Genomic DNA, 14,540 nt, shown 5'->3' on the forward strand with positions numbered 1-14,540 from the left:
ACCACCGCCGGCGGGAGGCTGCCGGGATGACAATCACAGCGGCTTGCCGCGAACAGACCCCTAGAAGGACGAATTGATGATAGGCTCGAACCCCGTGGTGCAGCGATCAAATTCCCGTGTAAATTCCCGGTTTCCGGACTCGTCCAAGACGACCAAACACATCTTCGTCACCGGTGGTGTGGCGTCCTCGCTCGGTAAGGGACTGACGGCTTCGAGCCTCGGTCACCTCCTGCGGGCACGCGGCTTGTCTGTAACAATGCAAAAGCTCGATCCCTATCTGAATGTGGATCCGGGCACGATGAACCCCTTCCAGCACGGCGAAGTCTTCGTCACTGACGACGGCGCCGAAACGGACCTCGACATTGGCCACTACGAGCGTTTCCTCGATGAGAACCTCGAAGGCTCAGCCAACGTCACGACCGGCCAGGTCTACTCCACGGTGATCGCAAAGGAACGTCGCGGCGAATACCTCGGCGACACCGTCCAGGTCATCCCGCACATCACCGATGAAATCAAGCGGCGCATGCGGCTTCCCGCCGAGGGCAAGCACGCCCCCGACGTGATCATCACCGAAATCGGCGGCACCGTCGGCGACATCGAGTCCCAGCCGTTCCTCGAATCCGCACGCCAGGTCCGCCAGGACATCGGCCGCGGCAACGTGTTCTTCCTCCATGTCTCCCTCGTGCCGTACATCGGCCCGTCGCAGGAACTGAAGACCAAGCCGACGCAGCACTCCGTTGCCGCGCTGCGCTCCATCGGCATCCAGCCCGAGGCGATCGTGATCCGTTCGGACCGCGAAGTCCCGCAGGCCATGCGCGACAAGATCGGCCGCATGTGCGACGTCGACATCGACGCCGTCATCGGCTGCCCGGACGCCCCGAGCATCTACGACATCCCGAAGACCCTGCACTCCCAGGGACTGGACTCCTACATCGTCCGCGCCCTTGACCTTCCGTTCAAGGACGTCGACTGGACCAGCTGGGACAGGCTCCTGGACGCGGTCCACAACCCCAAGCACGAGGTTGAGATCGCCCTGGTCGGCAAGTACATCGACCTGCCGGACGCCTACCTGTCCGTGACCGAGGCGCTGCGCGCCGGCGGCTTCGCCAATGACACCAAGGTCAAGATCCGCTGGGTCCCCTCGGACGAATGCGACACCCACGAAGGCGCCGTCAAGTCCCTGGACGGGGTCGACGCGATCTGTGTTCCGGGCGGCTTCGGCATCCGCGGGCTCGAAGGCAAGCTCGGCGCGCTGAAGTATGCCCGTGAAAGCAAGCTTCCGGTCCTGGGCCTCTGCCTCGGCCTGCAGTGCATGGTGATCGAGTACGCCCGCAACGTGGTCGGCCTCGAGGGGGCCTCCTCGTCCGAATTCGAACCGGACTCCAAGTACCCGGTCATCGCCACCATGGAAGAGCAGCTGGACTTCGTGGACGGCAAGGGCGACCTGGGCGGCACCATGCGCCTGGGACTCTATGAGGCCAAGCTGGACGAGGGTTCCGTGGTCGCCGAGACCTACGGCACCACCAAGGTCAGCGAACGGCACCGCCACCGCTACGAGGTCAACAACAAGTACCGCGAGCAGATTGCCGCCCAGGGACTGGTGTTCTCCGGAACGTCGCCCGACGGCAAGCTCGTGGAGTACGTCGAACTTCCCCGCGAAGTCCACCCGTACTACGTGGCCACGCAGGCACACCCGGAGCTCAGCTCACGCCCGACCAGGCCGCACGCCCTGTTCTCGGGACTTGTGAAGGCCGCACTGGAGCACCAGCACGGCGCAGGCCAGCCGGCCGCTGCCAAACCGGCCGCTACCAAGCCTTCCGCGGCAGTGTCGAAGTAACCCAACTGAATCAAAGGACGGCGCGATGCCCGGTAACCCTGAGACCCCCAATGCTGCACGGCAGGTTTCGGACGAACCGAGCCCGCGCCGTCTTTTGTCTTCCCGGACGGTCTATGAAGGCCGGATCTGGGATGTGGTCAGCGACAGTTTCCAGCTCAACGACGACGGCGATCCGCTCGTCCGCGACTACATCGACCACCCCGGCGCGGTGGCAGTCCTGCCGATGAACAACGACGGTGAAGTGCTGCTGATCAAGCAGTACCGGCACCCTGTCGGCATGGACCTGTGGGAGATCCCGGCCGGGCTCCTCGACGTTGAAGGCGAGGATTTCGTCCTCGGCGCGGCACGCGAACTCGCCGAGGAGGCCGACCTCGTCGCGGGCCAGTGGAACGTGCTGGCCGATTTCTTCAATTCCCCGGGGTCCTCCAGCGAAGCCATCCGCATCTATCTCGCCAGGGACCTGAGTGACGTGCCCGGCCACGAACTCCACGTCCGCACCGACGAGGAAGCCGAAATCGAGCTGCACTGGATCCCGCTCGATGATGCCGTGGCGGCCGTGCTGGAGGGGCGCCTGCACAACCCGTCCGCCGTCGTCGGGATCCTCGCCGCCGCTGCTGCCCGGGATGGCAACTTCCAGGGCCTCCGCCCGGGCGACGCGCCATGGCCCGCCCATCCCAGCCAGCGCTGATGGCTGAACCGCTGACTGTGGAACCTCGGACGATGGAACCGCTGACTGTGGAGCCGGCGGCTCCGGCGCGGCTCCAGGTCACGGCGTCGACCGTGGCCGCCACAACGCCGCAGGCCACCACCCGGACACAACTTCCGGCACGGCCGCTGACAGCCATTGACCGCGCCATCACCGACTACCTGCAGCACATGGGGGTGGAACGCGGGCTCGCGGCGAACACACTCTCCGCGTACCGGCGGGACCTGGCCCGCTACGCCCGGCACCTCGACCGGACGGGCCGTCAGCGCCCGGCCGAGATCACCCGGCATGATGTCACCGGTTTCGTCCAGGCGCTCTCCGACGGGTCCGACGGCGGATCGGCCCTGGGCATCCGGTCGGCGGCCCGGACGGTGGTGGCCGTGCGCGGACTCCACAAGTTCTGGGCACTCGAAGGCGTCACTCCCACGGACCCGGCCAGCGACGTCCACCCGCCCATGCCCGGCAAACGGCTTCCCAAGGCCATCAGCGTCGACGAGGTCACGAGGATTCTGGAGGCGGCGGGAACAGACACTGCCACGGGGCTGCGCGACCGGGCACTGCTGGAGTTCCTCTATTCCACCGGCGCGCGCATCAGCGAGGCCGTGGGCCTCGACGTTGACGACATCTCCCTGCACACTCCCGGGGCAGCGGAGGAACCGGGCCCGGCGATTGTCCGGTTGTTCGGCAAGGGTTCAAAGGAACGGCTGGTCCCGCTGGGTTCGTTCGGTGCCCGCGCCCTCGACGCCTACCTCGTCCGTGGCCGGCCGCTGCTCTCCGCCAAAGGCAAAGGGACCCCTGCGCTGTTCCTGAACGCGCGCGGCGGACGGATCAGCCGCCAGAGCGCCTGGACCATCCTCAAGGCAGCGGCAGAGAAGGCCGGCATCACCAAGGACGTCTCGCCGCATACGCTGCGCCACTCCTTTGCCACGCACCTGCTCGAGGGCGGGGCGGACGTCCGCGTCGTGCAGGAGCTGCTGGGCCACGCCTCCGTGACCACCACGCAGGTCTACACCCTGGTCACGGCAGACACCCTGCGGGAGATCTACGCCGCCGCGCATCCGAGGGCACTGGGCTAAAGGCACCGCCCCGCCACGTCGACGGTCGGAGTGAACGTTACCTGTTGCCTGATCACTGGCCTATACGGGTTAAGGCTAGCGAGGTGCGACAACGATCTGGACGTCGTCTTCGTAGAGGACGGTTCCCGGATCGGCGGAGTACAGCTTCTGGAATTCGACGTGGTGGCGCCGTAAGAGGTCCGTGTAGAAGTCCAGATCTTCGAGAAGGTGCTTCGCTGTGCTCTTGAACCAAGACTGAGCTCTCGGGTTGATCCGACGGTCATAAACAAATGGATCAACGGTTGCCGGGTCCCGATAGGCAGCGTCGGCTCGATCGTTTGCGCGTCGCCAGTCTGCCCAGTCTTCGGCGCTGAGTCTGCCGCTGCTGGCAAGACCGTTTGCGAGGGCGAAGATGCCTGGATAGGTACCACGGCCGTTTGGGTGTGTTGCCTGGTACCGGATGTATTTGCCAAGTTCCTCGGCTTCCATTGTCGAAGTCTCTCATTTTCTTTCCTGGACAGCCCGTAGGCGTGCGGACTGCTACATTTCGCGCCAGCCGATGTCCCGGGCAACGCACTGCAAAGCGGCGCACCCGATCCGGCGAACGCAGTCGTATCAACTTGTGGGGTGGCCCAACGATTCGTCGGGCTCCGTATGGGCCCCATGGCTTCGCGGCGGAGGCCGACTTATTGTCGTTGCCTCATGATGTGATTGCACTGTGGAAAGCAGCGCAGCATGGAGCTTTGAATGCCGGCACGCGGCGGAAGCCGTCGCGGCGTCGGCTGTTGTGCTGGCGGCCTTGACCGGCGCCGGCAGTAACCGTTCTGAAACTGCTGACACCGAACCGATCCGACCCGCCAACCCAAGGGGCGCCGATAATTTGCATGGCGCTGATCCGTTGCGGGATCTGGCGGATGCTTGCCTGGGCGGGCTGGCCGAGGTCGCGGGACTGGAGGCGCGGACGGCGGCGTTGAAGGTGCGGCTTGCCGCGGAGTATGTGCGCGCGTCCAGGGCGTTGGTGCCGCCCGCCGCGTCCCCGCAGGAGCACACCGCCCAGGAGATGGCTGTGGTGGCCGAGGTCGCGTGTGTCCTGACGGTGAGTGAACGTTCCGCCGGTGCGCTCCTGTCCGATTCCCAGGTATTGACGGCGGCGTTGCCGCTGACCCTGGATGCTTTGCAGGCCGGGACGGTCTCCTGGCAGCACGCCCGGATCATGGTCGATGAAACCGCCAGCCTTGACCCGGCCTCGGCGGCCGCGCTGGAGGCGCACTTCCTGGACCCCGACGCCCCCAACCCGGCGCGGGGGTGCCCGGCGGGGGAGTTGGTGCCGGGCCGGTTCCGCGCGAAGGCGCGCACGTGGCGGGAACGCCACCATCCGGTCAGCATCGAAGAACGCCACGCCAGGTGTGCCGCGGACCGGCGGGTGGAGTTCGTCCCGGACCGGGACGGCATGGCCTGGCTCAACGCCTACCTCCCGGCCGACACCGCCGCCGGGATCTGGGAACGGACCACCGCCGTGGCCCGCGCCCTGCAGGGCCCGGACGAGGCCCGGACCCTGACCCAGCTGCGCGCCGACATCGCCGCGACCCTGCTCCTCACCGGCAACGGGACCGCAAGCGCCGGCCCGGGGACTCCGGACGGGATCGCTGGCGGGTTGGCCGGCGGTGGGACCGGGATGGTTGGCCTGGTCGGGGATGTGCCGGTCCCGCGGGCTCAGGTCCTGGTGACCGTCCCGGTGATGTCCCTGCTGGGCGCCAGTGACGAACCGGCCATGCTGGACGGGTACGGGCCGATCCCGCCGTCCATGGCCCGCCGCCTGATCGCCGGCGGCGCCGACTCGTTCCACCGGGTCCTGACCGACCCCCGCGACGGCGCACCGCTGGAGATCGGCCGGACCAGCTACCGCCCGACGAAGGTCCAGCGCCAGTGGCTCCGCCTCCGTGACGGCAAATGCCCGTTCCCCGGCTGCAACAACCACTCCCTGGACAACGAAGCCGACCACCTCCTGGCCTGGGCCGACGGCGGCACCACCGGGATCGCCAACCTGGGCCAGCCCTGCCGCAAACACCACCGCCTCAAACACGGGTCCGCCTGGACACCAGCCGGCGCCACCATGAACGACCCGCCGGGATGGGTCTCACCCTCAGGCCGGCACTACCCGAGCGAACACCAGGACTGGGAACCACCCCACTGGCCGGAGCACGTCCTGCCGACAGACGACGGACCGGACCCAAGCATTCCCCCAGACCCAGGCGCGCTCACAGACGAAGGCCCCGAGCCGGACCTGCCCCCTGACCCTTTCCCGGACTGGCACCAATTCATCGCCACAGACCCGGACGATCAGGCTTGGCCGGCGGCCCTCCGTGACCGCTTCCTCGAAGACCTCCTGCTGCCATGTGCCTGATCGACAACTTGGAACAAGATCAACTCCGGCATCGGGCCCACGCGCAGCCAGGATATTCCCCAGCACACAGCGGGACCTGTCCATAAATGATGGAGTTAGTTGCGCTGTCACTGCATAGCAATTCCAAAGAACCTCTTTGGACTCCGCTTCCGATTTTCGAGTTCGGATTCTTAATTTGCCCGTGCAGGAGAGAATGTCCCGTATGAGCAAAGACCCGTGGGCATGCCCGGAACCCGCAGCGGCTCCGGCCGGCTGGATCCTCGCCACAGAAAACGGCTGGGGCGCCCTGGCCGTCTGGGCGGCAGGGGCAGGCAATTTTGTCCGCGTCCTCATCGCTGACCGCGAGCGTCATGGCATCGTCGTCGACCGGCGGGCGGACGGCAGCGAACGGCGTGAGCTCTTCGTGCTGACCAAGGCCGACCTGACGTCGATTGACGACGATATCGACACCTACCTCGCGGATGCCGGACTGCCTCCCCGGCCCCGGGGCTATGACTGGTTCATCCGTCGCCCCGCGCACATCCCCGTTGGGGAGGATGCTTTCTGGGGCGCCCTGTGGGCCGCTGCCATCGCAGAGCTGCCCGGTGAGACGGTACACCCGTTGACGGTGAAGGGCCCCGTCCGAGAGGCAATGGCCCGAATGTATGCCTGCTGAGCATCCCCAGTCCGGGGGTTCCCTATCTCACCATGCGCGCGTCGACAATCCTGGCAGCCCCGGGGTCGGTCTGCTCCGCACCATCGAATTCGAACCCGTTGCGGCGATAGAACGCCACCGCCCGTGGATTTTCTTTGGCGACCCACAGCATGGCCGGGCCATCACCCGCCGTTGCATCCAGTAACGCCTGTCCCGCCCCGGTGCCATAGTGCGCTGCCGCGACATAAAGGCTGAACAACTGACGTTCGCGCGGGACTGGCTGGCCTTCCGGGTTGAAGCTGGGGCCGGCGACGGCGAAGCCGATAATCCGCCCGTTGCTCTCCGCGATTCGAATGCACCATTGCTTGCGTGGATTCCCGAGGACGCGATTCCACATCTGGTGCCGGCCCTGGACATGCTCCTCGGTAAAGAATTCTTCAGGGAGCAGCTGGGAGTATGCCTCCCGCCAGGTGGCCACGTGCAGTTCAGCGATGAGTGGTGCGTCGGGGAGTTCAGGCTCACGCAGCGTGAATGGCATGACCACATCCTGCCAGAATCCCCGCTTCTGTGATTTTCTTGGTGTCCCATGTAAGAAAGAACCCTTCACGGGACACTTAGTCATCAGGAAGAAGTCATCCGATGTCCGGGGGGAAAAGACCATGCTGGCCGCCAAAGAGCAAGCGTTCATTGACCTGCACACCCAGCATTCCGCGCGGGTCTACGGCTACATTGCCTGCCGCATCAATGATCGCCACCGCGCCGAGGAATTGGCGGCGGACGTCTTCAGAATTGCCTGGCAGAAGCAACTGGCGGAACCGCCCGGCATCGGCTGGCTGCTGGCTACCGCCCGGAACGTGCTCGGCAATGAGTACAAGGGCCGGCGCCGTCGCCAGGAACTTGTCGAACGGCTCAAAGAGGAGGCCCTCAGCCAGGTCCCGGGGCCAAATAATGAGCAACGGGCGGCCGTGGCGGATGTGCTGGTGCGGCTCAGGGAGGGCGACCGCGAGGTTCTTATGCTCAGCTACTGGGACGGGCTGACCGCCGCTGAAATGGCCCAGACGCTGGGATGTTCTCCGTCAGCTGCTGCGGTCCGCCTGCACCGGGCCCGCCGGGCGTTCGCGAAAGCTGCCCCCGCCCACCTCATGACCGAACGGAAGGACTAGCCATGGACCGCATCGAACAGCTCATGAAGGATGCCAAGCCGCGGGTCGGAGTGCCGGGCTCAGCACCAGGCAGCCGCGCCGCCCGCTCGATCGTTTATTCCACGGACCCGAACGTTGTCCGCCTGGCAGGGCGCACCCCGGCGCGGCGCACTGCAGCGCGGACTGCTGTCGCAACCGCACTTGCCGCTGCTGCTGTTGTTGGCGCGGTGGTTCTCGGCGGGAACCTGATGCCGCAACCGGCGCCGGGCCCTGCGCAGACCGGCAGCCCGACTCCGGCGTCCCCCAGCCCCTCCGCTGCAGCTCCCACGGCGACACCAACTCAAACGAGTGCCCTAAGCACCGGCGGCGTCGCGTGCACCCCGGCCAACATCGATCAGCTGCGCAACGACCAGCAGCGGACGATCACACCAATTCCCCCCGCCGAACAGGGCTACTACACGGTGCTGGGCTGCGCCGACGGTTGGCTCGCCTACTCCATCTCCGATGACGGGGCCAGGACGCTCCGGCTCGACGGCGGCAACGCCTGGTTCCGTCTTGCCAGGCTCGAGGACGGCCGTTTCCTCTGGGATGTCCGGCAGGAGTGGGCCACCGTCTTCAACTGGGAATTCCAGGCGACGAACAATCAGGGGCTCACGCCGCAGCAGGCCATGGACAAGGAATTCGCAACCAAAGGCATCCCGGTCGAACTCAGGCCGCGGCTGGTGGGCGAAGGCCCGGCAGCCGGATAGCCGGAGTGCCCTGCGGCAGTTATAGGGTGGAGCACATGAAATCCACGCCGGTCACTCTTTGCTTTCTCCTCCGTGACGCGGAGACCGGCACCGAAGTGCTGCTGGGCCTGAAGCGGACCGGCTTCGGCACGGGCAAGATCGTGGGCCTGGGCGGCCACGTCGAGGCGGGGGAGAGCGCCGCCGAAGCCGTGGTCCGGGAAGTCTGGGAAGAGGCCGGAGTCGTCGTCCGCCAGGAGGACCTGGCCCATGCCGGCGTCGTGGAGTTCATCTTCCCCTCCCGGACGGACTGGAACATGTCGTGCAGGCTGTTCACCGCCAGATGCTGGGAGGGTGAACCGGCGGAAAGCCCGGAAATCACGCCCGAATGGTTCGCCGTCAACGCGCTTCCGCTGCACCGCATGTGGCAGGATGCCGAGCACTGGCTGCCTCCCGCCCTGGCAGGTGAAAGGATCGACGTCGTTGTGGTCCTCAACGAGGACAACGAAACGGTCGCGTCGGTCCGGTACCCCTCCGCACCACGGTGAGCCAGGCTTCCACGGCGAAACATTCCGCGACTCGAAATCGTGTTGCGCTGAATGCGTCAGCCCGGGCAGTAGCCTGAGGTTCGAACTTCGCGCCGCAGCGGTCCACGCATTCCTGTGGCTTAGCTGGACACGGCACACGGACGATATGGGGACACGGCATGGGCTCAAGCGATCACGGCATCCCGGACGGGGACTTTTACGACGAAGGGCCGGCGAACGACGCGGCACCCCGCCGGCGCTGGCCCTGGGCGGCAGCCGTCGTTGCCCTCGCCGTGGCGGCTGTCGCCGGGGGCGTTGCCGTGGCCGGCAACATGGGGTCCGCGGACCCGGCCAGCTCGACGGCGGGCGTTGTGGCACCGACAGCGACCGGGGCGATGACGTCGACGCCGTCGGCCACCGTTGCGACGTCTGTAGCAGTGCAACCGTCGGCGACTGCGGCGCGCGCCACGTCCGACGCGGCAACACCGCCACCTGTCCCCGGCGCCTGGCAGACGTACACCAGTGCCGATGGGAAGGTCAGCTTCGACTACCCGGGTTCATGGAGTGTTTCCACGCCCGCTGGGGCCGCCGGTTCCGGGGATGTTGACGTGGACGTTTCCGATGAGGCCGCTGTGGTGGTGGCGTCCCTGCACCTGGGGCCGGCAGGCGGACTCGGCGGCGCCTGCCAGGGCGCGGTTCCCTACACGGTGCTGGATTGGGTCGAAGTCGATCTGCCATACCAGCCTTCAAAGGGGTCTGTGACACCGAGGTTTGCCTTCCGGGCACTCCAGGAAACGGACCGTGTTACGGCGTCCTACGGACTGACGAGCATGCCGGCAGGGCAGGGCGGCACCACCTGCATGTTCTACAACGTGGTGGACGGCTCCGCCGGGACACCCACCTACACCTTCGCCGATGCCTTCCAGGTCCGTGCCGGGGACTTCGAGCAAGTCCCAAACCGCAAGGGTGCCAAGAAATTTCCCTCGATGGACGCAGCCCGGGCCTACATGCAGACCCCCGAGTACGTGAACGCCAAGCGCATGATCAGCTCGCTGAAGGTCAGCGCGGGCTGACAACAAACAAACGACGGCGGGCCGGTCACCTTCCAAGGTGACAGGCCCGCCGTCGTTTGTGCTGCGGGAACCGGGGCTACGGCAGGTGCCGTTCCTCGACGCCGTTGTATTCGCTCAGCGGGCGGATCAGGGAGTTCGAGTCCAACTGCTCCATGATGTGCGCGGTCCAGCCGGTGATGCGGCTGGCGACGAACAGGGGAGTGAAGGTCTGGGTGTCGAAGCCCATCAGGTGGTACGTGGGCCCGGCCGGGTAGTCGAGGTTCGGCTTGATGGCCTTGGCCTCGTCCATCGCCGTTTCCAGGCCGTTGTACAGCCCCAGCAGCTCCGGCCGGCCGTAGTGCGCGATCATTTTGTCCAGGGCGGCCTTCATGGTGGGCACGCGGGAGTCGCCGTGCTTGTAGACGCGGTGTCCGAAGCCCATGACCTTCTTCTTGTGCGCCAGGGCGTCCTCCATCCACGCCTTCGCGCGGGTGTGGGCCTCCTCCAGCGACTCCTCCGGCCGGATGCCGATCTCGTCGAAGGTGTGCATGACGGCCTCGTTCGCGCCGCCGTGCAGCGGACCCTTGAGCGCCCCGATCGCCCCGGTCACAGCCGAATGCAGGTCCGAGAGCGTCGACGTGATCACGCGGGCCGTGAAGGTGGAGGCGTTGAAGGAGTGCTCGGCGTACAGGATCATCGAGACGTTGAAGGCCTCAACGACTTCCTGGACGGGCTCCTCGCCGAAGGCCATCCAAAGGAAGTTCGCCGAGTAACCCAGGTCATCGCGGGGCGCCACGACATCCTGGCCGTGCCTGCGCCGCTGGTCGTAGGCCACGATCGCCGGCATCGCCGCGAACAGGTCCACAGCCTTGGCCATGTTGGCCTCCCGCGAGGAGTCCTCCGCGAGCGGGTGCCGGGCGCCCATGACGGAGGCCGCCGTGCGGCAAACGTCCATCGGGTGCGACGTGGTGGGCAAGGCGTCCACCACCTGCTTCACCACCGGATCGATCGGACGCCCGGCGCGTTCCCGCGCCGTGAACTCCGCCAGCTGCTCCGGGGTGGGCAGCTCGCCGTTCCACAGCAGGTAGGCGACTTCCTCGAAGCTGCAGTTGGCGGCCAGCTCCTGCACGGGGTATCCGCGGTAAAGCAGCGAATTGGTGTCCGGGTTCACCTTGGAGACCGCGGTGTAATCCACCACGACGCCGGCGAGGCCCTTTTTGATCTCTTGTTCAGCCATGCTGAAACTCCTTTGTTCCTGTCGCCTGTGTTGGACCGGCCGGAGCCGGAAGCCCGATGCGGGGTTTACTGTCCCGGGATCTGGAAATTGAAAACCCCGGTATCGAAGCTGTTGTAGGCCTCGTAGTCCACGAGGTCATACAAACGCGCCCGGGTCAGCATGTTCCCGACCTGGGCTTCCTGGGTACCGTCAGCCCTAATCGATTCCAGCGTACGCTCCGCAGCGCCCATGGCACTACGGAGCAGCGTCACCGGGTAAATGATCATGTTGACGCCGACGCCGGCAAGCTGCTCCACCGTGAACAGCGCGCTCTGGCCGAACTCGGTCATGTTGGCCAGGATCGGCACGTCGACGGCGTCCCGGATGGCCTGGAACTCGCCGAGGTCCTTCATGGCCTCCGGGAAGATGGCGTCCGCACCGGCCTCGACGAGCGCTTTGGCGCGGTCCTGCGTGGCCTTCAGCCCGTCAGTGGCACGGATGTCGGTCCGCGCCATGATCAGGAAGTTCGGGTCGCGCCGGGCATCGGCCGCCGCCCGGATGCGCTTGGTGGCAGTGTCCAGGTCCACAACGTTCTTGCCGTCGAGGTGGCCGCAGCGCTTCGGATTGAACTGGTCCTCGATGTGCAGGCCGGCGAGGCCCGCGTTCTCGAGTTCCTGGACCGAGCGTGCCACGTTCATCGGCTCGCCAAAGCCGGTGTCCGCGTCAACGATGCTGGGCAGGTCCGTCATCCGGGCGATCTGCCCGGCGCGGGTGGCTACCTCGGTGAGTGTGGTCAGCCCGATGTCCGGCAGGCCCAGGTCATTGGCTAGGACGGCGCCGGAAATGTAGACCCCGGCGAAACCCTTCTCCTCGATCAGCCGGGCCGAGAGCGGGTTGAACGCGCCCGGGAACTGCTGGATCGTCCCGGACGCCAGGAGCTCGCGGAACCGGATCCGCTTCTGCTCCGGAGTGACCTTCGAGTACAGCATTTAGAAGAGCCCCTTCGGTGCGGCGGCCAGGTCGATCACGCCGTCGGCGGCCTTGATGTTGAGCTGGTCCAGCTCGCCGGCAGCCAGTTCGGGCAGGCGGGCGGCGGCGGCCAGGAAGCGTTCGATTTCCTCGTCGGCGACCAGTCCTGCGGCGAGCGTGCGGAACTTGTTGACGTACTGTTCGCGTGCGAACGGCCGGGCGCCCAGCGGGTGGGCGTCAGCGACGGCGATCTCGTCGGTGATGACCGTGCCGTCCGTCAGCGTGATGACAACCGTGCCGCCGAAGGCCTTTTCCGCGATGTCGAGGGAGTGGTAGCGGCGGGTCCATTCCGGATCCTCGACCGTGGTCACCTTGTGCCAGAGGTCCACGGTGTCCTGGCGCGCGGCGCGCTCCGGGGCGTAGGAATCCACGTGGTGCCAGGCGCCGTCCTGCAGGGCGACCGTGAAGATGTACGGAATGGAGTGGTCCAGCGTTTCGCGGCTGGCCGTGGGGCTGTACTTCTGCGGATCGTTGGCGCCGGAGCCGATCACGTAGTGCGTGTGGTGGCTGGTCTTGATCAGCACGGACGCCACGTTGGCCGGGTCGGTGACCTCGGGGTGCTCGCCGTGGAGCTTGCGGGCCAGGTCGATCCACGCCTGCGCCTGGTATTCGGCCGAGTGCTCCTTGGTGTAGGTGTCCATGATCGCGCGCTTGGCTTCGCCGGGCGTCGGCAGCGGCACCATGTAGGAGGCGTCGGGGCCGTCCAGCATCCAGGCGATCACGCCGTCTTCGCCTTCGTAGATCGGCACGGGGGAGGTCTGGCCGCGCATGGCACGGTCCGCGGACTCGACGGCCATCTTGCCGGCGAACGCGGGGGCGTGCGCCTTCCAGGTGGAGATCTCGCCCTTGCGGGACTGCCGCGTGGCGGTGGTGGTGTGCAGGGCCTGGCCGACGGACTGGAAGATCGTCTCGACGTCGAGCCCCAGCAGGGTGCCGATGCCGGCGGCCGCGGAGGGGCCGAGGTGCGCGACATGGTCGATCTTGTGCTTGTGCAGGCAGATGGCCTTGACCAGGTTGACCTGGATCTCGTAGCCGGTGGCGATGCCGCGGATCAGGTCCTGGCCGCTGGAGCCCACGTGCTGGGCGACGGCGAGGATCGGCGGGATGTTGTCGCCCGGGTGGGAGTAGTCCGCGGCGAGGAAGGTGTCGTGGTAGTCGAGTTCACGGACGGCGACGCCGTTGGCCCAGGCCGCCCACTCGGGGGCCACGCGCTCCTCGATGCCGAAGACTTTCGAGCCTTTGCCGCCCGTGGTGGGGCCGTGGGTCAGCGCCTGGGCGCGGGCCGCGACGATCGGCGCACGGTTCAGCGAGGCGATGGCCACCGAGGCGTTGTCAATGACCCGGTTGATCACCATGTCGGTGACCTCGTCCGAGACGGCGACGGGATCCGCGGCGACGGTCGCGATCTTGAAGGCGAGCTGGTCCTCGCGGGGCAGGTTTTCTTCGCTCTTGTAGACGCGGACGTGGTGTTCCTTGACCATGATGCTCCTTAGTTAGTGAGGTACGTGGGTGGCTTTGACGTGGGAAAGACTGCGGTGCAGGTGAAGCGTGGTGGCGGCCTCGGCCAGCCGGGGATTGCCGGCGGCGATCGCCTCGGCGATGGCGGCGTGCTCGGCGGCGGCGGCAGTGAGCCGTTCGGCGTCGTCGGCCGCCAGCCGGCGGACCCGGACGAGGTGGACGCGCAGGCTGCGCATCGCCTGGGCAAGGTAGGAGTTCTGGATCGCGGCGTCGATGGCTGTGTCCAGCCGGCCGACCAGCCCGTAGTAGGCGTGCCGGGCGGGATCCTCGCCGCTGATCAGCGCCGGGGCCTCGAGGAGTTCGTCGCGGAGCTGTTCAAAGGTGGCGGCATCGCCGCGTTCGGCGGCCAGCGCCGCGGCCTTGCCCTCGAGGGTTTCGCGCAGTTCGAAGAGTTCGTCGATGTCCTCCAGCGAAATACCGGTGACGACGACGCCGCGGCCGCCCGCCGTCATCGTCAGGCCCTCCGCGGTCAACCGGCTGAGGGCCTCCCTCAGCGGGGTGCGGGAGATGCCGAGCCGCTCAGATTGCTCCACTTCGGCGAGGACCGTGCCGGGCGCCAAGCGCCACTCAATGATGTCCTCACGCAGGGCCGCATAGGCCTTGTCGCTGGCGCGCATCCCGACTCCTTCGTTGACTGACGGATCCAGTGTATACACGGAAGTTCTATTTGCCCAGCATTTTGCCCTTTGGTGCCC

General features: G+C 66.7%; 15 protein-coding genes. 9 read left to right on the plus strand and 6 right to left on the minus strand.

Going from position 1 to position 14,540, the window contains the following annotated elements; translation table 11 throughout:
* Positions 1-76: 76 nt before the first annotated feature.
* The 3 genes from LDO13_RS06525 to xerD are packed head-to-tail and all read left to right on the plus strand — an operon-like array spanning position 77 to position 3,619.
* Positions 77-1,837, plus strand: a complete 1,761-nt coding sequence (locus LDO13_RS06525; protein ID WP_224049205.1) for a CTP synthase — start codon at positions 77-79, stop codon at positions 1,835-1,837.
* 25 nt (positions 1,838-1,862) lie between these two features.
* Positions 1,863-2,525 carry an NUDIX hydrolase gene (locus tag LDO13_RS06530; protein ID WP_224049206.1) on the plus strand — a complete coding sequence of 221 codons (663 nt, stop codon included), beginning with the start codon at positions 1,863-1,865 and terminating at the stop codon, positions 2,523-2,525.
* 32 nt (positions 2,526-2,557) lie between these two features.
* Positions 2,558-3,619, plus strand: coding sequence for a site-specific tyrosine recombinase XerD (xerD, locus tag LDO13_RS06535; protein WP_224049207.1), 1,062 nt, complete (start codon positions 2,558-2,560; stop codon positions 3,617-3,619).
* Between the two features lie 75 nt (positions 3,620-3,694).
* On the opposite strand, the gene LDO13_RS06540 is transcribed toward xerD, so the two are convergent.
* The gene (locus LDO13_RS06540) at positions 3,695-4,087 is read right to left on the minus strand and encodes a hypothetical protein (protein WP_224049208.1); all 393 of its coding nucleotides are present in this window, start codon (positions 4,085-4,087) and stop codon (positions 3,695-3,697) included.
* A 391-nt stretch (positions 4,088-4,478) separates the two neighbouring features.
* On the opposite strand from LDO13_RS06540, the gene LDO13_RS06545 reads away from it, so the two are divergent.
* Together LDO13_RS06545 and LDO13_RS06550 are read left to right on the plus strand one after the other, a co-directional pair.
* Positions 4,479-6,002, plus strand: a complete 1,524-nt coding sequence (locus tag LDO13_RS06545; protein WP_346347034.1) for a DUF222 domain-containing protein — start codon at positions 4,479-4,481, stop codon at positions 6,000-6,002.
* A gap of 202 nt (positions 6,003-6,204) precedes the next feature.
* Positions 6,205-6,657 (plus strand): DUF5956 family protein, encoded by a 453-nt coding sequence (locus LDO13_RS06550; RefSeq protein WP_224049209.1) that lies wholly within the window; start codon positions 6,205-6,207, stop codon positions 6,655-6,657.
* Between the two features lie 22 nt (positions 6,658-6,679).
* Here the strand turns inward: LDO13_RS06550 and LDO13_RS06555 are convergent, their stop codons facing one another.
* Positions 6,680-7,174, minus strand: a complete 495-nt coding sequence (locus tag LDO13_RS06555; RefSeq protein WP_224049210.1) for a GNAT family N-acetyltransferase — start codon at positions 7,172-7,174, stop codon at positions 6,680-6,682.
* Between the two features lie 121 nt (positions 7,175-7,295).
* On the opposite strand from LDO13_RS06555, the gene LDO13_RS06560 reads away from it, so the two are divergent.
* The 4 genes from LDO13_RS06560 (at position 7,296) to LDO13_RS06575 (ending at position 10,103) form a co-directional block, all read left to right on the plus strand.
* Positions 7,296-7,799 carry a sigma-70 family RNA polymerase sigma factor gene (locus tag LDO13_RS06560; RefSeq protein WP_224049211.1) on the plus strand — a complete coding sequence of 168 codons (504 nt, stop codon included), beginning with the start codon at positions 7,296-7,298 and terminating at the stop codon, positions 7,797-7,799.
* A gap of 2 nt (positions 7,800-7,801) precedes the next feature.
* Entirely contained in the window at positions 7,802-8,527 is a 726-nt protein-coding gene (locus tag LDO13_RS06565) for a hypothetical protein (RefSeq protein WP_224049212.1), read from the plus strand.
* Between the two features lie 35 nt (positions 8,528-8,562).
* Positions 8,563-9,051, plus strand: a complete 489-nt coding sequence (locus LDO13_RS06570; protein WP_224049213.1) for an 8-oxo-dGTP diphosphatase — start codon at positions 8,563-8,565, stop codon at positions 9,049-9,051.
* A gap of 158 nt (positions 9,052-9,209) precedes the next feature.
* Positions 9,210-10,103, plus strand: coding sequence for a hypothetical protein (locus tag LDO13_RS06575; protein ID WP_224049214.1), 894 nt, complete (start codon positions 9,210-9,212; stop codon positions 10,101-10,103).
* A 76-nt stretch (positions 10,104-10,179) separates the two neighbouring features.
* On the opposite strand, the gene LDO13_RS06580 is transcribed toward LDO13_RS06575, so the two are convergent.
* The 4 genes from LDO13_RS06580 to LDO13_RS06595 all read right to left on the minus strand — a co-directional run bounded on the left by LDO13_RS06580 (position 10,180) and on the right by LDO13_RS06595 (position 14,462).
* Entirely contained in the window at positions 10,180-11,319 is a 1,140-nt protein-coding gene (locus tag LDO13_RS06580; RefSeq protein ID WP_224049215.1) for a bifunctional 2-methylcitrate synthase/citrate synthase, read from the minus strand.
* Between the two features lie 65 nt (positions 11,320-11,384).
* On the minus strand, positions 11,385-12,287 hold the full coding sequence (gene prpB / locus LDO13_RS06585; protein ID WP_224049216.1) for a methylisocitrate lyase: 903 nt from the start codon (positions 12,285-12,287) through the stop codon (positions 11,385-11,387).
* Entirely contained in the window at positions 12,288-13,808 is a 1,521-nt protein-coding gene (locus LDO13_RS06590; protein ID WP_224049217.1) for an MmgE/PrpD family protein, read from the minus strand.
* A gap of 12 nt (positions 13,809-13,820) precedes the next feature.
* Positions 13,821-14,462 carry a GntR family transcriptional regulator gene (locus LDO13_RS06595; protein WP_224049218.1) on the minus strand — a complete coding sequence of 214 codons (642 nt, stop codon included), beginning with the start codon at positions 14,460-14,462 and terminating at the stop codon, positions 13,821-13,823.
* Positions 14,463-14,540: the final 78 nt, after the last annotated feature.

The sequence above is a fragment of the Arthrobacter sp. NicSoilB4 genome, assembly GCF_019977335.1.
In the GTDB taxonomy this organism is placed as follows: Bacteria; Actinomycetota; Actinomycetes; order Actinomycetales; family Micrococcaceae; genus Arthrobacter.

What these genes read in the sequence shown, in the direction of transcription:
- LDO13_RS06550 (WP_224049209.1), top strand. Translation starts at nt 6,205, where the DNA reads ATGAGCAAAGACCCGTGGGCATGCCCGGAACCCGCAGCGGCTCCGGCC.
- LDO13_RS06540 (WP_224049208.1), bottom strand. Translation starts at nt 4,087, where the DNA reads ATGGAAGCCGAGGAACTTGGCAAATACATCCGGTACCAGGCAACACAC.
- prpB (WP_224049216.1), bottom strand. Translation starts at nt 12,287, where the DNA reads ATGCTGTACTCGAAGGTCACTCCGGAGCAGAAGCGGATCCGGTTCCGC.
- LDO13_RS06555 (WP_224049210.1), bottom strand. Translation starts at nt 7,174, where the DNA reads ATGCCATTCACGCTGCGTGAGCCTGAACTCCCCGACGCACCACTCATC.
- LDO13_RS06595 (WP_224049218.1), bottom strand. Translation starts at nt 14,462, where the DNA reads ATGCGCGCCAGCGACAAGGCCTATGCGGCCCTGCGTGAGGACATCATT.
- LDO13_RS06580 (WP_224049215.1), bottom strand. Translation starts at nt 11,319, where the DNA reads ATGGCTGAACAAGAGATCAAAAAGGGCCTCGCCGGCGTCGTGGTGGAT.
- LDO13_RS06525 (WP_224049205.1), top strand. Translation starts at nt 77, where the DNA reads ATGATAGGCTCGAACCCCGTGGTGCAGCGATCAAATTCCCGTGTAAAT.
- LDO13_RS06575 (WP_224049214.1), top strand. Translation starts at nt 9,210, where the DNA reads ATGGGCTCAAGCGATCACGGCATCCCGGACGGGGACTTTTACGACGAA.
- LDO13_RS06530 (WP_224049206.1), top strand. Translation starts at nt 1,863, where the DNA reads ATGCCCGGTAACCCTGAGACCCCCAATGCTGCACGGCAGGTTTCGGAC.
- LDO13_RS06590 (WP_224049217.1), bottom strand. Translation starts at nt 13,808, where the DNA reads ATGGTCAAGGAACACCACGTCCGCGTCTACAAGAGCGAAGAAAACCTG.
- LDO13_RS06565 (WP_224049212.1), top strand. Translation starts at nt 7,802, where the DNA reads ATGGACCGCATCGAACAGCTCATGAAGGATGCCAAGCCGCGGGTCGGA.
- LDO13_RS06570 (WP_224049213.1), top strand. Translation starts at nt 8,563, where the DNA reads ATGAAATCCACGCCGGTCACTCTTTGCTTTCTCCTCCGTGACGCGGAG.
- LDO13_RS06560 (WP_224049211.1), top strand. Translation starts at nt 7,296, where the DNA reads ATGCTGGCCGCCAAAGAGCAAGCGTTCATTGACCTGCACACCCAGCAT.
- xerD (WP_224049207.1), top strand. Translation starts at nt 2,558, where the DNA reads ATGGAACCGCTGACTGTGGAGCCGGCGGCTCCGGCGCGGCTCCAGGTC.